Here is a 20,994-nt window from a genome sequence, read left to right on the forward strand (position 1 = left end):
TCCCGGGTGACTTTAATGATGGATACCCGGGAACGAACCGTTGGGCATTAACTTACCCAGTGGCTCGGGGTCGGTATGGGTCCGCTCGAACTCCTCGTCGTCGCCTTCTGGGTGATGCTGCCCGCTTACGTGCCGAACAACGCCGCCGTCCTCGCGGGCGGGGGCGCGCCGATCGACGGCGGCCGAACCTGGAAGGGGCGGCGCATCCTCGGCGACGGCAAGACCTGGCGCGGGACGATCGTCGGCACGCTCGTCGGCGTGGGCGTCGCCTACCTGCTCAACGTCCTCCGTCCGACGGCCGTCGACGTCCTCGGGGTGTCGGTCCCGACCTTCCCACTCGCGGTCATGATCACCCTCCCGCTGGGTGCGATGCTCGGCGACATGGCCGCCTCCTTCATCAAGCGCCGCACCGGCCGGAATCGCGGCGCGCCGCTGCCGGGCGTCGACCAGCTCGACTTCGCCGTGATGGCGCTCGTCCTGACCGCGGTCGTCGCCTTCGAGTGGTTCGTCGCCGTCTTCACCCTCGCGCTGCTCGTGGTCGTTCTGATCGTCACGCCGATCCTCCACGTGATCACGAACGTGCTCGCCTACCTCTTCGGGTTCAAACACGAGCCGTGGTAGACGCAGCCCTTTTACTGCGTTCCGGCGCTTCACACCTTCGCTGGTAAACCTGGACCGAAACGCGGCTCGTTCTCTCTGGTCACTTACTGCGACCGCTCGTTCCCTTCGTTTGTCACCGGCGGCTCTGCCGCCGGTTTCCAGCGGGACTCCTCGAAAACGCTTCGCGTTTTCGAGCTCGCGGAAATCTACGATTTCCGCAGACTTCGGTCCCGTACGGCCCGCGGGCAGAAACAGCCAGTGACCGGCGAACTAAAGCCTCCCTATCGAGAACACCCGCCATGCGCTCTCACGAACACGCGGCCATCGGCGCGCTCTGTGGTGCGCTCGCCGTGACCCTCCTCGCGCGCGGTCGGTCGTTCCTCGAGAAACTCGCCCTCTGGACCTACGGCCTGCTTCTCAGTGTGTTCATCGACCTCGATCACTTCGTCATCGCGCGCGCGAAGACCGGCAGTTGGTCGTATCTCACACGGGCGGTTCGCCACCCGGTCTGGGCGTTCACCGAACAGGAGTCCGTGTTCCCCGACGTGGAGATGAAACTCGACCGGTTGGCGAGTCACGTCCTCATCGGCGGCGGCCTCGTCCTCGCGCTCCGACCGCTCAGTCGCCTGCTGGCGGTCTTCAGTGCGGTCGTCGTCTACGCACACGTGCTCGCGGACCTCCTGCGGGAGATCGAGGTCGCCTGATCACCGTTTCGTCGCCTTGATCAGGTACTCCCCGCCCCGGTCCTCGAGGCGCTCGATATCGAACCCGAGGTCCGAGAGGGAGTCCTCGACGGCCGCTGGGCTCGACCCGTAGTCGGCGGGCGAGCGCCGGAGTTCGCTCTCGCGGTGGATCTCACAGTAGACGAGCCGACAGTCCTCGTGGGCGAGCGAGTCGGAAAGTCCCTCGATGGCCAGCGATTCGGCTCCCTCGACGTCGATCTTCAGGACGGTCGGCCGTGGAGCCTCCCCCGAAGCGACCAGTTCGTCGCCGGTCCGGGTCTCGACCGAGACGGCGGCGGGTCCCGGATCCGTGGTGAGCGAGGGCGTCCCCTGCCAATTGTCGCGTTCGCGGTCCGGGTTGTCGAGCGCCGCGGTTCCCGTCGAATCCGACAGGGCGCACTCGAAGAGCAGGGGATCGGTCCCGAGGGTTTCGACCCGCCGATGGAGCGTCTCCCTGACGTCGGGATTTGGCTCGAAGGCGCTCACGCGCTCGTCGAGGACGGCGCTCGCGAAGACGGTGTAAAACCCCCCGGCCGCGCCGATGTCCCAGAAGACGTCCTCCGGACGGAGCTCCGCGAAGAGGTCTGCGAGCATCCGGCCCTCGATCTCGAGGAACCGGCGGAGAAAGCGTGCGTCCTCACGACCGTCGAGTTCGAAGACGACCGACAGCCTGTCGACCGTGACCGGACGCCGCCCGCGGGCCGCCCAGTAGCGGTCGGCCACACGACGACGAACCGAGAGAACCGCCGTCCGGACGAGTTCGAGGGCGTCCCATTGGTGAGCGAATCCGGGCACCCGTTCGAGAGTCGCCATTGTCGGCCGTACAATCGTGAGAGATATAAACAGACGTGGTTATTGTCGGTCGAAAATCAGTAATCGGGACTGCGTGGGTCGTGGATCCGCAGTCCCGTTCGCGAATCGGGCCATTCGGTCACACCGGTCTTCGCCCGTTCGGCTCGCGGTGCTCGCTCCGAACCGCGCTGCTCACGGCCCACGCCGTTCACATTCGGGGCCTTCGATTCGCTCAGTCCTCGCCCTCCTCGAATCCGTCCTCGAACCGGAAGGTCCCGTTTCGCTGGACGATCTCACCGTCGACCTCGATCCGCGACTCGGCGCTCATATCGACGATCATGTCGACGTGAACTGCGCTCTCGTTCTCCTCGTTACCCTCGCCGACACACTCGCCGTAGGCCATCCCGACGGCCATGTGGACGGTGTCGCCCATCTTCTCGTCGAAGAGCATGTTGTAGGTGAACCGGTCGATATCACGGTTCATCCCGATCCCGAGCTCGCCCAGGCGACGGGCCCCGTCGTCGGTGTTCAACACCTCGGTCAGGAGGTCCTCGTTCTGGCCTGCCGAGTGGGAAACGACCTCGCCGCCTTCGAATTCGAGGGAGACGTCGGTGATCTCGCGGCCCTGATGGTAGAGCGGCTTGTCGAAGAAGACCGACCCCTCGACGCTGTCGGGGACGGGCGCAGTGAAGACCTCCCCGCCCGGGAGGTTCTTCTCGCCGTAGTCGTTGAGCGTGGTGTTGCCCGCGACGCTCATGGTGACGTCCGTCCGGTCGCCCGAGACGATCCGGACCTCCTCGGCGGGGTCGAGGATCTCGACCATCCGAGACTGAAGCTCCCGTTGTTCGTCCCAGTCCTTGTTGATCGCGTCCCAGACGAAGTTCTCGTAGGCCTCGGTACTCATGCCCGCCAGTTGGGCGTTCGCGGGCGCGGGGAACTGCGTGAGACACCAGCGCTTCGAGAGACGTTCTTCCCGAATGGGCTGTTGGGCCACCGAGTAGGCGGCCGTGACCTCGGGATCGACGTCGCCCGTCTCGGTGGCGTTCTCGGTCGCGCGCAGGTGGATGAAGGCGTCGGTCTCCTCCATCAGCGCCCGTTCGTGACCCGGCGTCTCGAACTCCGCCGAGGCGCGCAGAAAGGCGCGCTGTGCGCGCTCGTCGGCGTTGAGCGAGACCGGGTTCGCGCCGCGATCGCCGAGCACCTCGTGGAGCGCGACGACCAGATCGCTCGCGACGGGGGGCGCGCTGACGATGACGTCGTCACCCTCGGCGATGTCCGTCGAGTGATCGACGATGATCTCTGCGTGTTCGCGGATGCGTGGGTCCATACCGGAACTGGCGGGCGGTCGACCAAACCCGTTTGGGTTCAGTACAGGATCGAAAAGACCCCGAGTTGGATCGGCAGGAGGATCGCGATGGTCGCCAGCGAGCAGGCGACCGTCACGCGGATCAGATCGCCCGCCTCAACGCCGTCCTGTGCGAGGATCGCGACGAGGACCGCCGACTGGTAGGGAAAGAAGTAGGTTCCCAGGGCAAGGGCCTCAGTCATCACCACCGGCTCCAACGGCAGGCCCGCGCTCGCGGCATACGAGACGAGCACGGGCGTCAGCACGCTCGCGACCGCGAGCCCCTCCATGAGGAGGTTCAGCAGAATGGTCGCTCCGAAGACGAACGCGAGGACGAGCGCGAGCGACCCGTCGGCGGGGATCGCGTCGAACAGCGTCCCCGCCGCCAGATCCGCAAAGCCCGTCCGCGAGAGCCCCTCGCCGACGGCGAAGACCCCGCCCAGAAAGAACAGGATCGAGTAATCCGGCTCGCCGGCCCGTGAGAACTCGACAACGCCGATAGAGGGGAGAAAGGCGAGGGCGACGACGAGGATCGCCCCGAAGACCGGATGCAGGCCGTGGAAGAAGTCAGTGGTCCAAAAGAGGGTGCCTACGAGCAGGAACAGCGCCATCCGCCGCTCGCTCGCGCCCGCGGCTCCGGGGCCGTTTTCGGGGACCTCGACGCCCGAGTCGACGGCGGGCCGATACAGCGCGAGGACGATGCCCGCGACGAGCAGCGTCCGGGCGAGCCCCATCACCGGGAACAACACGAGCGCCCACTCGGTCCACCCGATGGCGAAATCGCCGACCGATTCTGCGATCCCGGTGATGATGACGTTCGGGAGCGCGGCGGTGTAGATCCCCGAGGCGCCGTAGAAGGTGGCAAAGAGCGGTCCCAGAAAGAGTCCGATCCGGGCCTCGCGGTCCGCGAACGACTCGCCGGTCTCGTAGAGCACCGGCGCGAGCACCAACACGCGCACGAGCGTCGAGGGGACGAGCAGGGCGAACGCGAGCGCGCCCAGACAGAGCGCGACCAAGAGCGAGGCGTACGCCCGGATCGGGTCCCCGCGCCAGCGGGTCGGAACGGCGCGGGCGACGAGCCACCGGCCGGCCCAGTCCGCGAGGCCGCTCTCGCGGGTCGCGAGGCCGATCAGCAGGCCGAAACCGATCAGCCAGGTCGCGGGTGAGCGAAAACCGACCAGCGCCAGTTCCGTAGAGAAGGCCGCGCCGACGAGGCCGATACAGAGTACGCCCGTGTAGGCCGGCGGGACGGGCGTGAGCACCCAGAGGACGACACAGAACAGCGTAATCGCGAGCATCGTTGCGGCGTCGGTCCCGATCGGGAAGCCGACAAACACCGCAAGCGCCGCAACGACCGTGAGCAGAAATGCGGGACCCGGCGAGCGGATTCGTGCGAATCGCTCCGTGAGCGTCATTCACCGGCCCTTCTCGGATCGATGCTAAAAGCGAGACGATAGTGGCAGGCCCCGCCGGGCGGGGCGGGCCGAGACGGGCAGGGTTTTGCCGGTCGACCCGCCATATTCGGTATGATCGACCTGCGAAGCGACACGGTGACCCGACCCGACGACCGGATGCGCGAGGCCGCCCGGGAGGCCGAAGTGGGTGACGACGTCTATCGCGAGGACCCGACGGTCAACGAACTCGAAAAGCGGGCGGCCGACGTGGTCGGAACGGAGGCGGCGCTGTACGTCCCCACGGGGACGATGGGCAACCAGGTCGCGGTGCGTGCGCACACCGAGCGCGGCCAGGAGGTACTCAGCGAGCGCGAGAGCCACGTCGTGAAGTGGGAGCTGGGCGGGATGGCCCAGCTCTCGGGTCTGCAGGTGCGCACGATAGAGGGCGACGACCGCGGGGTCGTCTCGCCCGATAAGGTTCGAGAGAACTACGTCGCAGAAGACCTCCACCGGCCGGGTACCGGGCTGCTCACGCTGGAGAACACCCACAACAGCAAGGGGGGAGCGGCGATCGAAGCGGAGGATATCGCGGCCGCCGCGGAAGCGGCCCACGATCTGGGCGTGCCGGTCCACCTCGACGGCGCGCGCGTGTTCAACGCCGCGGCGGCCCTCGGTGTCGAGGCCAGCGAAATCGTCGAGCCGGTCGATTCGGTGATGTTCTGTCTCTCGAAGGGATTGGGCGCGCCCGTCGGCTCGATGGTCGCGGGCAGCGAGGAGTTCATCGAGCGTGCCCGACGCAACAGGAAGCTGCTGGGCGGCGGGATGCGCCAGGCGGGGATCATCGCCGCACCCGGCCTGCTAGCCCTGGAGAACCGCCATCGGCTCTCCGAGGACCACGAGAACGCCAGCCGGCTCGCCGCCGGACTCGACGACATCGAGGGGCTTTCAGTCCTCGAACCGGAGACGAACATCACCCTGGTCGACTGCTCGGAAAGCGACTACACCGCAGCGGAATTCCTCGACGCGTGTGAGGGCGAGGGCGTTCTCGGGGTGGCCTTCGGCGAGTACGTCGTGCGCTTCTGTACCCACTGGGACGTCGGCGAGGCGGACATCGAGGAGGTGATCTCTGCCGTCGGGCGGGCGCTCTAGCGTCGTCCGCTCTCGATGCCGTCGCGAAAGCCCGTGAGCACCTTGCGGACGAACAGATACGAGCCGGCGACGAAGAAGACCAGGATCCCGACGAAGACGAGATAGACGGGATCGATCTGGAGGAGCATACGTTCCCCTCGTCTGCGCAGGAAAAGAGCGTTTCGGCCGGGCGGGCGGACTTCAATCGTATGCACGCGCCGGCAGAACCGAGTACTACCTCACGGCGGTAGGCGCCGGTGTCATGGATCACGACACGTTCATCGGCGAGGTGCAGAACCGTGCCGAACTGGCGTCCCGTGGCGAGGCGCTGAGCGCGACGCGGGCGACCCTCCAAACGCTCGGCGAGCGGATCCAGGAGGGCGAGGCGACGAACGCCGCCGCCCAGCTTCCCGACGAACTCGGCCGGTTCCTCAAGGAGAAAGCCGACACCACCGAGTCGTTCGACTACCGGAAGTTCATCACCCGCGTCGCCGAACGCGAGGAGAACCTGGACGATCCCGAGGACGACGACGACCGCTCGGCGGCCGCGCTGCACGCCCGCGCCGTGATCGACGTCCTCGACGAGGCCGTCACCGAGGGACAGGTCGAGGACCTCCGCGACCAACTCCTCGACGAGGCCGTCACCGAGGGACAGGTCGAGGACCTCCGCGACCAACTCCCCGACGAGTACGCCGACCTCTTCGAACTCGCCGAGGTCGAGGGGTCCCCCGGTCAGGTCTAAAGCGAGAACTCCTCCATGACCGTTCCGTCCGGTTGTCGGAGTCGGACGCGGACCCCGTTTTCCGTCGCTTCGAGTTCCGCGTGGCCCGGCCGATTTCCTCGGGGTTGTGCGTGACTGCCGGGGTTCAAGAGCGTGAGCTCGTCGGTCCGGGTGACCGAGGGACGGTGGGCGTGGCCCGAGATCACCAGATCCGCGCCGCGCTCGCGCCCGAACATCGCCAGTCCCGTCGGCCCGCCGTTTCGCCGGTGGGTGAGCGCGACCTGCAACCCTTCCCAGTCGAGGGTTCGGGCTTCGGGCAGTCGATCCCGAACTGCCGTGGCGTCGGCGTTACCGTGGACGGCGTCGAGGCGGGCGGCCTCGTCCTGAAAGGCCTCCAATGCCGAAACGGACGTGAAGTCGCCGGCGTGGATCACGCGCTCTGCGGTTCGGACCGCTTCGAGCGTCCGGCCGGTCAGTGCATGACCCTCGCTGCTGTGGGTGTCGGAGACGACCGTGAGCATACGTGGACGTGATCGGCGACGGTACTGTCGGTTTCGCTCTCGGGACTCTCGCTCGGGATCGAACCCAAACGGCATTACCCCCCGGCGAGTAGCGGAGCCGATGGCAGGTGAAAGCGTCGGCGTGGTGCTGGCTGCGTTGGTGGCGAACGGGGCGATCGCGGCGCTGAAGTTCGGCGGGTTCCTGCTGACAGGGAGCCCGGCGATGCTCGCCGAGACGTACCACTCGGTCTCGGATACGGGCAATCAGGTCTTCCTCCTGATCGGGATCTACTACGGCCGACAGGACCGGGACCGCTCCCATCCCTTCGGCTACGGCAAGGCCGAGTTCTTCTACAGCTTCCTCGTGAGCGTCCTGCTGTTCGGGATCGCGGGCTGGGAGAGCGCGAAGGGCGGCTACGAGGCGCTCGTCCACGGCGAAGTCCACCTGACCGAGGGGACCGTTACCCTGCTCGGGACGACCGTTCCGGGGATCTACGTCAACTACGCAGTGTTGCTCGGCGCGATCGTCTTCGAGACCTACGCACTCATCAAGGCCCGAGCGGCGATGCGCGCGGAGATCGACGAACGGGGCTGGAGCGGCTACCGCGAGGCGTTCAAGAAGACCAGCCGGACCACGGTGCTGACGGCGCTGACCGAGGACACGGTCGCGCTCGCCGGGCTCGGGATCGCGCTCGCGGGCATCTACCTCACCCGCGTCACCGGCAACCCCGTCTACGACGGGACGGCGGCGCTATTGATCGGGCTGATACTGATGGGCTTTGCCCTCGCGCTGGCCTGGGAGAACAAGCGCCTGCTGATCGGCGAGAGCCTCCCGAAGACCGACGAGCGGGAGCTACGGGAGATCGTCGCCGGTTGGGACGGCGTCACCGAGATCACCGGGTTCCGTAGCGTCCATTTCGGTCCGGACTACCTGCTCGTGGCCGCCGACGTCGGGTTCGACACGGCCCTCGACGGGGACGAGATCGACGAACGCATCGGCGGGATCGAACGGACGTTGCGGGAGGCAAACGAGAGCATCAAAAGCGTCTACATCGAACCCCAGACGGCCTGATCCGAGCGTTTTTATCCGATCGGAACCCAGAACCGGTGTGGCGACGACCGACTCCACGCGCTTTTTCCCGTACGAGGCTCCCTACGAGAACCAGCGCGAGGCGATCGAGCGGATCGAAAACGGTCTCGCGCGCGGCCAGGACGTGCTCTTCGAGGGTGCCTGCGGGACGGGAAAGACGCTCTCGGCGCTCGTGCCCGCGCTCTCGCATGCCCGTGAGACGGACAAAACGGTCGTGATCACGACGAACGTCCACCAGCAGATGCACCAGTTCGTCGAGGAGGCCCGCGCGATCACGCGCGAGGAGGCGATCCGGGCGGTCGTCTTCAAGGGGAAAGCGTCGATGTGTCACATCGACGTGGGCTACGAGGAGTGTCAGGTGCTTCGCGATACGACCCGCGATCTCGCCGAGTCCGAGATAGACAGGGCTCAACTCGAACGCAAACAGGACGAGCTGCTGGAGGAGAGTCAGGCGGGCGATCAGGGGGCCGCCGAAGCCCGCAGCGCGGTGATGGACGAGCTCGAATCCGTCGACGAGGAAGTCTCGGACCTCGAAGAAGAGCCCACCTGCGAACACTACTACAACAACCTGATGGGCGATACCGACGCGTTCTACCAGTGGCTCTTCAGCGACGTGCGCACCCCCGAGGAGGTCTATGAGTACGCCGAACGCGAAGGGTTCTGTGGGTACGAACTGCTCAAAGACGGGATGGAGGGCGTCGACCTCGTGGTCTGTAACTACCACCACCTGCTCGATCCGATGATCAGAGAGCAGTTCTTCCGGTGGCTCGACCGGGATCCCGAGGACGTGATCTGCGTCTTCGACGAGGCCCACAACATCGAGGACGCCGCCCGCGACCACGCGACGCGCACGCTGACGGAGAACACCGTCGACAGCGCCCTCGACGAGTGTGAGGACTCGGACGACCCGAGAAGCGAGGACGCCTTCGCGGTTTTTGCGGCTTTTCGCCGCGCGCTCGTTTCGACCTACGAGGACTCCTTTGGCTTCGGCGACCGGGGAAAGGTCGACGAGAACTGGGAGGACGTCGCCATCGCCAACGAGTCGGGTCGCGACGAGCTCACGCTCGCCTTTCTGGAGGAGTACACGGGCCAAGGGATCGACCGCGATCTCGAAAGCGCACTGGAGTTCGGCGAGGAACTCGACGAGCAGTACGAGGAGGCCTATCGCAACGGGCAGGCCCAGACGCGAGCGGAGTGTCAAACCCTCCAGGCCGCCGCGTTCATCGAGGGCTGGCTCGACGACGGGGCCGCGCTCGGCCAGTACCCCGTCCTCGGGGTGCGCCGCGACGAGGGCACCGAAGAGGTGTACGGCCGGGCGGAACTCTATACGTGTATTCCCCGCGAGGTCGCAGAGAGCCTCTTTTCGAGCGTGCACGCGAGCGTGCTGATGAGCGCAACGCTTCGCCCGTTCGACGTCCTAGAGGACGTTCTCGGATTAGAAGACCCGATAGAGATAGCCTATGGCCTCGAATTTCCCGAGGACAATCGGAGGACCTTCGCGGTCGAGACGCCCGCACTCTTTTCGAGCGAGCGCGAGGACCCCGATACACAGCGGACGATCGCGCGCGTGATCGAGGACGCGATCCGGATGACGCCCGGCAACTCCCTGATATTCTTCCCGAGCTACTACGAGGCCGAGCGCTACTACGGGCGGGTCGAGACGCGCGCGACGCCGTATCTCGATCAGCCCGGAGTGGGTGCCGAAGAACTCAGACAAGAGTTCACCGACAGCGACGACGCGGTGCTCTTTACCTCGCTGTGGGGCACCCTCACCGAGGGGGTGAGCTTCGACGGCGACGACGCCCACACGGTGCTCGTCGTCGGGGTTCCCTACCCGCATCTCGACGAGCGCATGGACGCGGTGCAGGAGGCCTACCAGTCGATCTACGGCGAGTTGAACCCCGACGCAGGCTGGGAGTATGGCGTCGAGATCCCGACCATCAGGAAGACCAGACAGGCGCTCGGGCGGGTGCTTCGCTCGCCCGAGGAGGTGGGCGTGCGCGCGCTCGTCGACAAACGCTACACGCAGACCGCCGAGCGCGAGATGGGGAAATACAGCGTCCGGAGCGCGTTCCCGCCCGAAGAGCGCTCCGAGATGATCGACATCGCTCCCGAGAAACTCCAGTTCTCGATGCTGAACTTCTACGGCGATCACGACGCCTACGACGACCCACCGGAGCCTCGGTTAGACGGGTAGCGAAAACCGGGTGGCGACCTCCTCGTGGGTCGCGTCCCACAGTACGAGTTCGTTGACGTCCCACGTGACCGGCTCGATTTGGCGATCTCGGAGGCGTTCACGCTCCGCTCGGGTCCCGCCGCGCGCAAGGGTGACGTGTGGGACGTAGTCCTCGCCGTCGATCCCCTCGATCGCGCCGAAGGTTTCCGAAAGTCGCGCGTTGAGTTCGCGGAGAAGGGGGCTCTCGACGGCGAGATACACGACAGGAGAATCGCCCTTGGTCGGCGCTTCGAACGTTTCAATCCCGGTGATGCGGGCCTCAAAGGGAGGCGTGGCGGCGATCGTCTGGCGGACTGCTGGAACGAGACGGGCATACTCCATCGGCGTCCGCTCGCCGAAGCGCTTGATCCCGAGCGTGAGGCGTCTGCGGACGTGCTCGAACGTGTAGAGGTCGGGTTCGAGGCCGCCGGCGAGGCGTTTGACCTGCCCCGGAACGGGGACGTTCAGGCTGATCGGCACTACCGGCTCCCAGCGCTCACAGCACGATAAGGGCGGTGATCGAGACGGCACCCCATTAGTGGACGGTGTGAGAGGGGCTCGATACCTCGACAAGGACTGCCGGGCCAGAAGAGTTTAATAGGCCCGGCCTATTCCGTTCGCACAATGAGTCGGCCGACGCTCCAGAGATCGTGTTCTCCCGCGAGCGTCGCCGCCGCCTCGTGGCTCGTGGCGCCACGCACGCGGTCCGTAGCCCCGCACTCCCGACGACCGCGACCGGGCCCCCGCTAGGCCCACTACTATCTTCATCCCCTGACTTTCACCGAACTCGACGAGTAGTCGATTTGCCTGTTTTCCCGCGTAGCGTAGCCCTTGTCTTTATTTTTCACAATCTAAAAGGAAGAATTTATGTCCTCCGAACGGGTTCGTTCGAGCAACGATGGAACGCGTGGCACTCGCCTTCTCGGGCGGGTTGGATACGACCGTCTGTGTACCGCTGCTCGAAGAGGAATACGGCTACGACGAGGTGATCGGCGTCACCGTCGACGTCGGCCAACCGGAGGAGGAGTTCGCCGAAGCCGAGGAGACCGCAGAAGCGCTCGGCCTCGAGAACCACATCGTCGACGCCACATCGGAGTTCGCGGAGACCTGCTTCGACGGCGTGAAGGCCAACGCGACCTATCAGGGCTATCCACTCGGCACCGCGCTCGCCCGCCCGGTGATCGCGCAGGCCATTCTGGAGGTCGCACAGGAACAGGATTGCTCGGCACTGGCCCACGGCTGTACGGGGAAAGGAAACGACCAGCTCCGGTTCGAGGCCGTCTGGCGCGGCTCGGACATGGAGGTCATCGCGCCCGTCCGTGAACTCGGGCTCACTCGGGAATGGGAGATCGAGTACGCCGACGAGAAGGACCTTCCAGTCGAAGCGGGCAACGAGGGCGTCTGGTCGATCGACACGAACCTCTGGAGCCGCTCGGTCGAGGGCGGCCAGTTGGAGGAGCCGAGCTACGTGCCCCCCGAGGAGATCTACGAGTGGACTGCCGAACCGACCGACGAAACCGAACTCGTCGAGATCGAGTTCGAGGAGGGCGTGCCCGTCGCCGTCGACGGCGAGGCGATGGACGGCGTCGAGTTGATCGAGCACCTGAACGAACTCGCGGGCGCCCACGGCGTCGGGCGCACGGACCTGATGGAAGACCGCATGCTCGGCCTGAAAGTCCGCGAGAACTACGAGCACCCCGCGGCGACCGTGCTGTTGAACGCCCACCGGGCGCTCGAGGACCTCGTGCTGACGAAGGGCGAACGCTCCTTCAAGGTCGGCGTCGACCACGAGTGGTCCGAGAAGGCCTACGAGGGGCTGCTGTTCGCACCACTCGTGGAGGCGCTGAACGGCTTCATCGACGAGACCCAGACGAAAGTGACGGGCACGGTGACGATCAAGCTGGAGGGCGGAAAAGCCCGTCCCGTAGGCAGGGACAGCGACTTCGCGGTCTACTCGGCGAGCGCGGCGTCGTTCAACACCGAGACCGTCGACGGGATCGCCCAGGAGGACGCCACCGGCGTCGCGAAGTACCACGGCCTGCAGGAGCGCCTCGCGAACGCGGTCGAGGCCGACATCGGCGAGAAGACGCCCGCCGTGACCGACGGTGGGGACACGAGCGAGGGGGACGAGTAGAATGGACGAGGGATCCGGGGACGTGGTCCGCCGCGAGCGGTTCAGCGGCGGCCCCGCTCGCGGGTTCCTCTCCTCGATGGGTGCGGATAAACGGATCTTCGAGGCGGACCTCGCGGTGGACCGCGCCCACGTCGTGATGCTCGCAGAACAGGGGATCGTTTCCGAGGAGGAGGCCGGCGAGATCCTCGGCGCCCTCGACGAGGTCGAGGCGGCGGGCTACGACGCCCTGCCGGAGGGCGAGGACGTCCACGCCGCCATCGAGACGGCCGTGATCGATTCCATTGGACCGGTCGGCGGAAAGATGCACACCGCCCGCTCGCGCAACGACGAGGTGGCGACCTGCATCCGCTACCGGCTTCGTGAGGACCTCATCGAGGCACTCGAATCGACTCTCGCCTTCCGTGAGGCGCTCGTCGAGGCCGCCGAGGACCACACCGAGACGCTGATGCCCGGCTACACCCATCTCCAGCCGGCCCAGCCGACTACCGTCGCCCACTGGCTGCTGTCGTACGAGGGGGCGGTGGCCCGGGACACCGAGCGCCTGCTCGACGCCTATAGCAGGACGAACCGCTGCCCGCTGGGGGCGGCGGCCTTCGCGGGCACGCCCTTCGACATCGATCGCGAGCGGACCGCGGAGCTGCTGGGCTTCGAGTCGGTCGTGGAGAACTCGATGGACGCTTCCTCGACGCGGGACTTCCTGCTCGAAACGGTGAGCGCGCTCGCGACGTTGGCGACGACGCTTTCCGGGATTGCCGAGGACCTGATCCTCTTCTCGAACAAGGGGTACGTCGATCTCTCGGACGACTACGCCTCGACCTCCTCGATCATGCCCCAGAAGAAGAACCCTGACACGCTCGAACTCGTCCGGGCGACCGCGGGCGACGCCTCCTCGGGCCTATCGGGTCTGCTCACGACGCTGAAAAGCCTACCGAGAGCCTACAACCGCGACCTCCAGCGTGCGACGCCCCACGCGTGGGGAACAGTCGACGCCGTCCGCGAGGCGATCGAGGTCGCGGCGGGCGCGGTCGCGACCGCCGACTGGGACGAAGGGGAACTGAAGACGGCCGCGGGAGAGGGTTTTTCGACCGCGACCGGCGTCGCCGACGCACTCGCGACGGCCGGACTGCCGTTCCGCACGGCCCACGAACTCGTCGCGCTCGCTTCAGAGGACGGTGGCGACTACGAGGCGCTGGACGCGGCGAGCGAGGAGGTCCTCGACGAACCTCTCGACGCCCACGTCCCCCGTGAGGCGGTCGAGTCGGCGCTCGACCCGGAAGAAAGCGTCGCGAGCCGGGACTCGCAAGGTGGACCCGCCCCCGAGGCAGTCGAAGAGACTCTGTCGGCGGCCCGCGAGGCGATCGTCACCGACAAGGGAGCGGTCGACGACCGCCGTGAGGCACTCGACGGGGCCGCCACGGCGCTGGACGAGGAGGTGCGTTCGTATGATTGAGCGACCGCCCCGCCCGGGGCACACACACACACTTCGTCGCTGATATTTGAAACGCGGGTCGCGGGCTGAGGGCTTTTCTGCACGCTTAGCGGGCACTGCAGTCGTGTTAATTAAACGATAGATTCGACGGGTTTAAGGTGAGTCGTGCGATAGGAGGAGATACAATGGCAGACGACAGCACCATCACGGCGGAGGACCCCCTGACCGGCGACGAGATCGAGGTACCGGCCGACGTCGAGGTCGGCGAGATCATCGACAGCCCCGTGAGCGGCGCGGAGCTCGAGGTCGTCTCGACGGACCCCGTCGAACTCGAGGAAGCCCCCGAACTCGAGGAGGACTGGGGCGAGTGATGGCGACCGGCGAGAAGGCGAACGCGACCGCACAGCAATGAACACACAGACAGCGACCCGTTTTTCCGTCCGCCGTTCGAGGTGGACCCGATACGAATGAACGTAGGCATCCTTTACTCCCGGATCCGCAGAGACGAGAAGCTCCTGCTGAACGAGCTTCGCGAGCGCGACCACGAGATCACCAAGATCGACGTGCGAAAACACCAGTTCAACGTCCACAATCCCCCCGAAATCTTCGAGGGCGTCGACGTCGTGCTCGACCGGTGTCTCTCGACGAGCCGGAGCCTCTACGTCACGCGCTTTTGTGAGGCCTACGGGATCCCCGTGGTCAACGGGCCCGACACCGCAGAGACCTGTGCGGACAAGGTCAAAAACAGCCTCGCACTCGCGAGCGCGGACGTCCCGACGCCCGATACGGACGTGGCCTTCACCACCGAGGCCGCCCTCGAGAGCATCGAGGCCTTCGGCTATCCCTGCGTGCTCAAACCCGTCATGGGTTCGTGGGGCCGCCTGATGGCAAAGATCGAGAGCCGATCGGCCGCCGAGGCGATCCTCGAACACAAGGAGACCTTGGGCCACTACGAGCACAAGGTGTTCTACATCCAGGAGTTCGTCGCCAAACCCGACCGCGATATCCGCGTGGTGGCCGTCGACGGCGAGCCCATCGCCGCGATGGCCCGCTCGTCGGATCACTGGCTGACCAACGCCGCGAAGGGTGCGACGACCGAAGTCTTCGAACCCGACGCGGAGGCGCTCGATCTCGTCGAGCGCGCGAGCGACGCGGTCGGCGGCGGCCTGCTCGGGATCGACCTGATGGAGACCGAGGAGGGCTATACCGTCCACGAGGTCAACCACACCGTCGAGTTCAAGGCGCTCAACGAGGTCGTCGACGTGGACGTCCCGGCGAGAGTCGTCGACTGGCTCGAAGCGCAGGTCCCCGCCGAGACCGGGGTGACCGCCTGATGGCGGTCGAGGGAGGCTCGAAAGCGAGCGAGGGTTCTGAGACGCTCACCGCGAGCGTGGTCGGCGGAAGCGGGTTCACCGGCGGCGAGCTCCTGCGGCTGCTCGACGGCCACCCGAACTTCGAGATCGCACAGGCGACGAGCCGATCGGCCGAAAACAAAACGATAGGATCGATCCACCCGAACCTGCGGGGTCGGACCCTGCGGTTTTCCGATCCCGCGGATCTGGAGTCGGTGGACGTGCTCTTCGCGGCGACCCCTCACGGAGTGGCGATGGAGCGTATCGATGCCTTCGAGGACGCGGCGGACACTGTCGTCGACCTCTCGGCGGACTTCCGGCTCGACACGGAAGAGCAGTACGAGGAGTGGTACGACGGCCACAGCGCGCCGGAATACCTCGAGAAGTCGGTCTACGCGCTGCCCGAGCGGAATCGGAAGGAGCTTCCGGGCGCCGAGTTGATCGCCTCGGGGGGCTGTAACGCCACCGCGACGATGCTCGGACTGGGCCCGCTGTTCGACGCCGGACTCCTGGACGGCGACGAGCAGGTCGTCGTCGACGTGAAGGTCGGCTCCTCCGAGGGCGGTGCGAGCGGCGGCGCGGCCTCCTCGCACCCCGAGCGCTCGGGGATCGTCCGGCCCTACGCGCCGACGGGTCACCGCCACGAGGCCGAGATCGAAGGGGAGTTCGGGATCTCGGTCTCGTTTACCGTCCACGCGGTCGACATGATCCGCGGGGCGAGTGCGACCTGTCACGTCTTTCCCGACGGGCCGGTCTCGAAAAAGGACCTGTGGAGCGCGTACCGCGACAGCTACGCCGAGGAGCCGTTCATGCGGATCGCTTCCGGTGGTGGTGGCGTCTATCGCTACCCCGAGCCCAAGGCCGTCGCTGGGACGAACTACGGCGACGTGGGCTTCGAACTCGATCCAGCCAACAAGCGAATCGTCGTCTTCTCGGCGATCGACAACATGATGAAGGGGTCGGCGGGCCAGGCGGTCCACGCCGCCAATATCGCGCTCGGACTGGAGGAGACGGCAGGCTTGGAGTTCCAGGGCCTGCATCCCGTGGGGGCTCCCTAATGGTTATCGTCGTCAAGATCGGCGGCGCACGCGCCGTCAAACCGGAAGGCGCGCTCGCGGACATCGCGCACCTGACGGCCAACGGCGAACGGGTCGTCGTGGTCCACGGCGGCTCGACCGCGGTCGACGAGCTGCTTGCCGATCTCGGGGCCGAGCCGGAGTACGTCACCACGCCGGGCGGCGTCACCGGGCGCTTCACGGACGAGGAGACGATGGAGGCGTTTACGATGGCGATGGCCGGCCGGGTCAACACCGACCTGACGGCCGCGCTGCGAAACGAGGGCGTCAACGCCCTCGGACTTTCGGGCGTGGACGGCGGTCTTCTCACTGGCCCCCGCAAGTCGGCGGTCAGGGTGATCGAGGACGGCAAGAAGAAGATCAAACGGGGCGACCACTCGGGGAAGATCGAGTCGGTCAACGCCGATCTCCTCGAAACCCTGCTCGAATCGGGCTATACACCAGTCGTGAGCGTACCCATGTTGGCTGACGACGGCGTGCCTGTCAACGCCGACGCCGACCGCTCGGCCGCCGCCGTGGCGGGCGCGCTCGGCGCGTCGCTGGTGGTGCTGACGGACGTCGCGGGCGTCTACGAAGACCCCGACGATCCCGAAACGCTGATCGAGAGCGCCGAGACGCCGAGCGATCTGGAGCGCGTCGAAGCGGCCGCTGAAGGGTTCATGACCAAGAAGGTGATGGCCGCAAAGGAGGCCCTCTCTAGCGGGGCGAGCGAGGTGATCGTCTCCGACGCGAACCTCAACGACCCGATCCTGGCGGCGCTCGACGGCCACGGGACACGCTTTAGCCCCGGCGCGCTCGAAGCGGAGGGCGAACAATGAGTGGATTCGTCTTCTCGGAGAAACCCATCAGGATCGAACGCGGCGAGGGGCCGTATCTGTACGACGACTCGGGGACGGAGTACCTCGATTTCGGCGCGAGCTACGCGGTCACACCGGTCGGCCACTGCCACCCCGACGTGGTCGCGGCCGCGAAGGACCAACTGGAGGAACTGATGTTTGTCCAGGCCTCCTATCCCAACGACGCCCGAGACGCCTGCTACGAGAAGCTGGCGGATGTGGCACCCGAGGGGATCGACAACGTCTGGCTCTGTAACTCGGGTACCGAGGCCAACGAGGCGGCCCTGAAGTTCGCCCGCAGCGCGACAGGTCGGCAGAAGATCGTCGCCACCCAGCGCGCGTTTCACGGCCGGACGATGGGCGCGCTCGCCGCCACGTGGAAGCAGAAGTACAAGAAGCCGTTCGAGCCGCTGGCGGCGGGCTTCGAGACGGTGCCCTACGGCGACAGCGAGGCGCTCGCGGAGACGGTCGACGAGGAGACCGCCGCGGTGATCGTCGAGCCCATCCAGGGCGAGGGCGGGATCAACCCCGCGCCGGAGGGCTATCTCGAAGCGGCCCGCGAGGCCTGCGACGAGACGGGCGCGGCGCTCGTCTTCGACGAGATTCAAACGGGTTTGGGCCGCACGGGCGACTTCTGGGCCTGCGAGCACGAGGGCGTCGTACCCGACATCCTGACGAGTGCGAAGGGACTCGCGAGCGGCCTGCCGCTGGGTGGGACCCTCTGTCGGGACTGGATCGCCGAGGACGCCGGTCCCCACGGCTCGACCTTCAGCGGCAATCCGGTAGTGTGTGCGGCCGCCGCGGCGACCCTCGACGTGCTGGTCGAAGACGACCTGCCGGCTCACGCCGCCGAGATGGGCGAATACCTCCACGAGGAGATCGAGGCAGAGGACCTGCCGATCCGCGACGTCCGCGGGCGCGGGCTGATGACCGGCATCGAGGTCAAACGGGGCTCCAATCGCCTCCTGCGGGACCTCGCACTGAATCACCGGATCCTCGCGCTGCCGGCCGGCCGATCCGTCCTCAGACTCCTGCCACCACTGGTCATCGACGAGGAGCACGTCGACCGTGTCGTTGGGGCGCTCTCGGAAACGATGGGCGCGAGTACGGAGTCATGAGATGAGCGTTTCGAGCGGCTCGGCGCGCGACCTGCTGGTCGGGATGGTCTCGACCCCCTCGCCCTCGGGCGAGGAACGGACGGCTGCAGAGCGGCTGGTCGACTTTTTCGAGGCCCACGACCGCGAGGCGTGGCTCGACGAGGTGGGCAACGTCCGCGCGCCCGCCGACGACCGCGTCCTACTCACCTCGCACATCGACACCGTTCCCGGAGAGATCCCCGTCCGGACGGAAGACGGCACCCTCTGGGGTCGGGGCAGCGTCGACGCAACCGGCCCGCTGTGTGCGATGGCCTGTGCCGCCGTCGTCTCTCATACGAGCTTCGTCGGCGTCGTCGGCGAGGAGACCGACTCGCGGGGCGCGTGGCACCTGATCGAAGACAGGGAGAGTCCCGACGCCCTGATCAACGGCGAGCCGAGCGGCTGGGACGGGGTGACGCTGGGGTATCGTGGCATGCTCGCGGGCACCTACGTCGCGACAAGCGAGTCGGGCCACACCTCCCGACCCGAGCCCAACGCGATCCAGCACGCCATCGGCTGGTGGAGCCGCGTCGAAGAACGCTTTGCTCCCGACGAGGACGAGGAGTGGGGCCCCGTCTTCGAGCGTGTGACCACCAAGCCCGTCGAGATCGAGGGCGGGACCGACGCCGACGGTCTGTCGGTTTCGGCGACCCTCGACGGCCAGTTCCGGGTCCCTCCCTCGATGACGACCGAGGAGGTCCGCGAGATCGCGGAAGGACAACTCCGGACGGACACGGACGCCGCGGGCACCGTCAACTGGGGAAAGCCGATTCCACCCGTGATGGAGAGCCCACGAACCGAACTCGCGCGTGCCTTTCGGGTCGCCATTCGGGGCGAAGACGGCGACCCGCGTCTACTCCGTAAGACCGGTACCAGCGACATGAACATCTACGCCTCGGCCTGGGATTGCCCGATGGTGACCTATGGCCCCGGCGACTCGGATCTAGATCACGCGCCCGACGAACGTCTCGATCTCGCCGAGTACGACCGTTCGATCGCCGTTCTCACGGAGGTCGCAGACCGCCTATGACACGACACTTCACCGATATCGACGACCTGAGTAGTGACGAGCTAGCGGCAGTTCTCAACCGCGCCGCCGACTACAAGGAGAAACAGCGGGCCGGAATCCCGCACCCTGACCTCGAACGCCAAACGATGGGAATGCTCTTTCAGAAGCCGAGCACCCGTACCCGAGTCTCCTTCGAGACGGGGATGACCCAACTCGGCGGCCACGCCGTCTTCCTGGGCGAGAACGACATCCAACTGGGCCACGGTGAGCCGCTGAAGGACACCGCGCGGGCGCTGTCGGGCTACGTCGACGCGATCATGGCTCGCGTCTTCGAGCACGCGAACGTCGAGGAACTGGCGCGCTACGCCACCGTGCCCGTGATCAACGGTCTGACCGACGACGCCCACCCCTGTCAGACGCTCGCGGACCTGCTGACGATCCGGGAAGCGTTCGGCGGGTTCGAAGGGACGTCCGTGGCATGGGTCGGCGACGCGAACAACGTCGCTCGCTCCCTCGCGCTGGGCTGTGCGCTCACGGGAGTCGATCTGACCGTCGCGACGCCGCCCGAGTACGCGCTCGACGACGACGTAATGGAGCAGGCCGAAGCGCTGGGACCCGCCCCGACCGTCACGGACGACCCCGCCGAGGCGGTCGCGGGCGCTGACGTCGTCTACACTGACGTCTGGATTAGCATGGGCCAAGAGGACCAACGCGACTACCGACTGTCGGCGTTCGAGGGCTTTCAGGTCAACGGGGAGTTGCTCGCGGGATCCGACGACGCCCGCGTGATGCACTGCCTGCCGGCCCATCGGGGCGAGGAGATCACCGACGAGGTCATCGAGAACGAGCGCTCGCTGGTCTTCGAGCAGGCCGAGAACCGGCTCCACGCCCAGAAGGGACTGCTGGCGTGGCTGCTCGACGAGTAAGAGCCGACCCGTAAATCGATTTCTGACGACTCGATCCTACCGGAACGCGGCGTAGACGATACCTAGCACCACGCCGTAGACCGCGTGGCCAACGAGGCTCATCGGATTGAAATTCGGCAGTGGCGGGGACATGGGGAAGCCGACCGCCGAGAGCCAGACCGGCATGACGATTGCCGCGAGGACGACCCAGAGGACGACCCCGTAGGCGAGCCCCGCGCCGGCGAGTTTACCGGTATCTGAGAGGGCGCTCGCGCCGACGAGCGCGCCGAAGACGACGCCCAGCACCGCGCTGTTTGCCATGTGAATGACCCAGCCGGCGAGGCCGGCCGGTCCCGCGATCCCGTAGAGGGCGGGGATCGCCATCTCGATCACCGGCGTCATCATCATCGTCAGCATCGCGCCGAAGACCGCCCCGCCGACGATTCCCCCGACGAGGCCGGCCTGCCAGGGTTCGAGACGCGTCTCGTTCGTCATCTCCGTCCCGGTTCGTGTTTTCGTGCTCATAGTTCACAAGAGACATGCAATGATAGTAACGATTGTTCGGCAGGGTTTTGAGGACGCACGGACGACGAACGTTCATATAGAGGAA

At 66.5% G+C, this 20,994-nt stretch carries 23 protein-coding genes; 15 read left to right on the forward strand and 8 right to left on the reverse strand.

From position 1 onward, the window contains the following. Positions 1-75: 75 nt before the first annotated feature. Both HAPAU_RS03960 and HAPAU_RS03965 read left to right on the forward strand, forming a co-directional pair. Positions 76-621 (forward strand): CDP-2,3-bis-(O-geranylgeranyl)-sn-glycerol synthase, encoded by a 546-nt coding sequence (locus HAPAU_RS03960; RefSeq protein WP_066379892.1) that lies wholly within the window; start codon positions 76-78, stop codon positions 619-621. 278 nt (positions 622-899) lie between these two features. Further along, positions 900-1,304: a hypothetical protein gene (locus HAPAU_RS03965; RefSeq protein ID WP_066379894.1), complete on the forward strand. Its 405-nt coding sequence runs from the start codon at positions 900-902 to the stop codon at positions 1,302-1,304. Here HAPAU_RS03965 and HAPAU_RS03970 read toward each other — a convergent pair whose 3' ends face one another. From HAPAU_RS03970 to HAPAU_RS03980, 4 genes are read right to left on the reverse strand one after another with little or no spacing between them, the layout of a single operon-like run. After that, entirely contained in the window at positions 1,305-2,135 is an 831-nt protein-coding gene (locus HAPAU_RS03970; protein ID WP_066379899.1) for an FkbM family methyltransferase, read from the reverse strand. A 56-nt stretch (positions 2,136-2,191) separates the two neighbouring features. After that, a complete protein-coding gene (locus HAPAU_RS22735; protein ID WP_281177860.1) occupies positions 2,192-2,326 on the reverse strand; it encodes a hypothetical protein in 135 nt (44 codons plus the stop codon). 20 nt (positions 2,327-2,346) lie between these two features. Further along, a complete protein-coding gene (locus HAPAU_RS03975) occupies positions 2,347-3,441 on the reverse strand; it encodes an aminopeptidase (protein ID WP_066379900.1) in 1,095 nt (364 codons plus the stop codon). A 38-nt stretch (positions 3,442-3,479) separates the two neighbouring features. Beyond that, positions 3,480-4,874 carry an SLC13 family permease gene (locus tag HAPAU_RS03980; RefSeq protein WP_066379902.1) on the reverse strand — a complete coding sequence of 465 codons (1,395 nt, stop codon included), beginning with the start codon at positions 4,872-4,874 and terminating at the stop codon, positions 3,480-3,482. Positions 4,875-4,985: 111 nt separating this feature from the next. On the opposite strand from HAPAU_RS03980, the gene HAPAU_RS03985 reads away from it, so the two are divergent. Continuing rightward, positions 4,986-6,002: a threonine aldolase family protein gene (locus tag HAPAU_RS03985; RefSeq protein ID WP_066379904.1), complete on the forward strand. Its 1,017-nt coding sequence runs from the start codon at positions 4,986-4,988 to the stop codon at positions 6,000-6,002. On the opposite strand, the gene HAPAU_RS22740 is transcribed toward HAPAU_RS03985, so the two are convergent. Beyond that, positions 5,999-6,130, reverse strand: a complete 132-nt coding sequence (locus tag HAPAU_RS22740; RefSeq protein ID WP_281177861.1) for a DUF7859 family protein — start codon at positions 6,128-6,130, stop codon at positions 5,999-6,001. The genes HAPAU_RS03985 and HAPAU_RS22740 overlap by 4 nt on opposite strands. Before the next feature lie 113 nt (positions 6,131-6,243). Between HAPAU_RS22740 and HAPAU_RS03990 the strand changes: the two genes are divergently transcribed. Then, on the forward strand, positions 6,244-6,723 hold the full coding sequence (locus HAPAU_RS03990) for a DUF2267 domain-containing protein (protein ID WP_066379906.1): 480 nt from the start codon (positions 6,244-6,246) through the stop codon (positions 6,721-6,723). Here the strand turns inward: HAPAU_RS03990 and HAPAU_RS03995 are convergent. Further along, positions 6,720-7,223, reverse strand: a complete 504-nt coding sequence (locus HAPAU_RS03995) for a metallophosphoesterase (RefSeq protein ID WP_066379913.1) — start codon at positions 7,221-7,223, stop codon at positions 6,720-6,722. The genes HAPAU_RS03990 and HAPAU_RS03995 overlap by 4 nt on opposite strands. 100 nt (positions 7,224-7,323) lie before the next feature. Here HAPAU_RS03995 and HAPAU_RS04000 point away from each other — a divergent pair, with 100 nt between their 5' ends. Together HAPAU_RS04000 and HAPAU_RS04005 are read left to right on the forward strand one after the other, a co-directional pair. Next, a complete protein-coding gene (locus tag HAPAU_RS04000) occupies positions 7,324-8,274 on the forward strand; it encodes a cation diffusion facilitator family transporter (RefSeq protein ID WP_066379916.1) in 951 nt (316 codons plus the stop codon). Between the two features lie 37 nt (positions 8,275-8,311). Then, entirely contained in the window at positions 8,312-10,489 is a 2,178-nt protein-coding gene (locus tag HAPAU_RS04005; protein ID WP_066379919.1) for an ATP-dependent DNA helicase, read from the forward strand. On the opposite strand, the gene HAPAU_RS04010 is transcribed toward HAPAU_RS04005, so the two are convergent. Beyond that, a complete protein-coding gene (locus HAPAU_RS04010; RefSeq protein ID WP_066379921.1) occupies positions 10,478-10,987 on the reverse strand; it encodes a 2'-5' RNA ligase family protein in 510 nt (169 codons plus the stop codon). The two genes, HAPAU_RS04005 and HAPAU_RS04010, sit on opposite strands and share 12 nt — an antisense overlap. 418 nt (positions 10,988-11,405) lie before the next feature. Here HAPAU_RS04010 and HAPAU_RS04015 point away from each other — a divergent pair, with 418 nt between their 5' ends. The 9 genes from HAPAU_RS04015 (at position 11,406) to argF (ending at position 20,405) form a co-directional block, all read left to right on the forward strand. Beyond that, positions 11,406-12,641: an argininosuccinate synthase gene (locus HAPAU_RS04015; RefSeq protein WP_066379924.1), complete on the forward strand. Its 1,236-nt coding sequence runs from the start codon at positions 11,406-11,408 to the stop codon at positions 12,639-12,641. 1 nt (position 12,642) lies between these two features. Beyond that, positions 12,643-14,091: an argininosuccinate lyase gene (gene argH / locus HAPAU_RS04020; protein WP_066379926.1), complete on the forward strand. Its 1,449-nt coding sequence runs from the start codon at positions 12,643-12,645 to the stop codon at positions 14,089-14,091. A 164-nt stretch (positions 14,092-14,255) separates the two neighbouring features. Beyond that, positions 14,256-14,441: a lysine biosynthesis protein LysW gene (gene lysW, locus HAPAU_RS04025; protein ID WP_008418861.1), complete on the forward strand. Its 186-nt coding sequence runs from the start codon at positions 14,256-14,258 to the stop codon at positions 14,439-14,441. 96 nt (positions 14,442-14,537) lie between these two features. After that, positions 14,538-15,404 carry a lysine biosynthesis protein LysX gene (lysX, locus tag HAPAU_RS04030; RefSeq protein WP_066379929.1) on the forward strand — a complete coding sequence of 289 codons (867 nt, stop codon included), beginning with the start codon at positions 14,538-14,540 and terminating at the stop codon, positions 15,402-15,404. After that, complete coding sequence (gene argC, locus HAPAU_RS04035; RefSeq protein ID WP_066379931.1) at positions 15,404-16,480, forward strand: N-acetyl-gamma-glutamyl-phosphate reductase; 1,077 nt, start codon at positions 15,404-15,406, stop codon at positions 16,478-16,480. The genes lysX and argC overlap by 1 nt, the downstream gene beginning before the upstream one ends. Further along, a complete protein-coding gene (locus HAPAU_RS04040; RefSeq protein ID WP_066379934.1) occupies positions 16,480-17,316 on the forward strand; it encodes an acetylglutamate/acetylaminoadipate kinase in 837 nt (278 codons plus the stop codon). The genes argC and HAPAU_RS04040 overlap by 1 nt, the downstream gene beginning before the upstream one ends. Next, positions 17,313-18,452 (forward strand): aspartate aminotransferase family protein, encoded by a 1,140-nt coding sequence (locus HAPAU_RS04045; protein ID WP_066379937.1) that lies wholly within the window; start codon positions 17,313-17,315, stop codon positions 18,450-18,452. The genes HAPAU_RS04040 and HAPAU_RS04045 overlap by 4 nt, the downstream gene beginning before the upstream one ends. Position 18,453: 1 nt before the next feature. After that, positions 18,454-19,500 (forward strand): [LysW]-lysine hydrolase, encoded by a 1,047-nt coding sequence (locus HAPAU_RS04050; protein ID WP_066379939.1) that lies wholly within the window; start codon positions 18,454-18,456, stop codon positions 19,498-19,500. Further along, positions 19,497-20,405 (forward strand): ornithine carbamoyltransferase, encoded by a 909-nt coding sequence (argF, locus tag HAPAU_RS04055; RefSeq protein ID WP_066379941.1) that lies wholly within the window; start codon positions 19,497-19,499, stop codon positions 20,403-20,405. The genes HAPAU_RS04050 and argF overlap by 4 nt, the downstream gene beginning before the upstream one ends. Positions 20,406-20,441: 36 nt before the next feature. On the opposite strand, the gene HAPAU_RS04060 is transcribed toward argF, so the two are convergent. Continuing rightward, entirely contained in the window at positions 20,442-20,909 is a 468-nt protein-coding gene (locus tag HAPAU_RS04060) for a DUF6789 family protein (protein WP_066379944.1), read from the reverse strand. Between the last annotated feature and the right edge of the window lie 85 nt (positions 20,910-20,994).

Origin of the sequence: Halalkalicoccus paucihalophilus (assembly GCF_001593955.1) — an archaeon.
In the GTDB taxonomy this organism is placed as follows: Archaea; Halobacteriota; Halobacteria; order Halobacteriales; family Halalkalicoccaceae; genus Halalkalicoccus; species Halalkalicoccus paucihalophilus.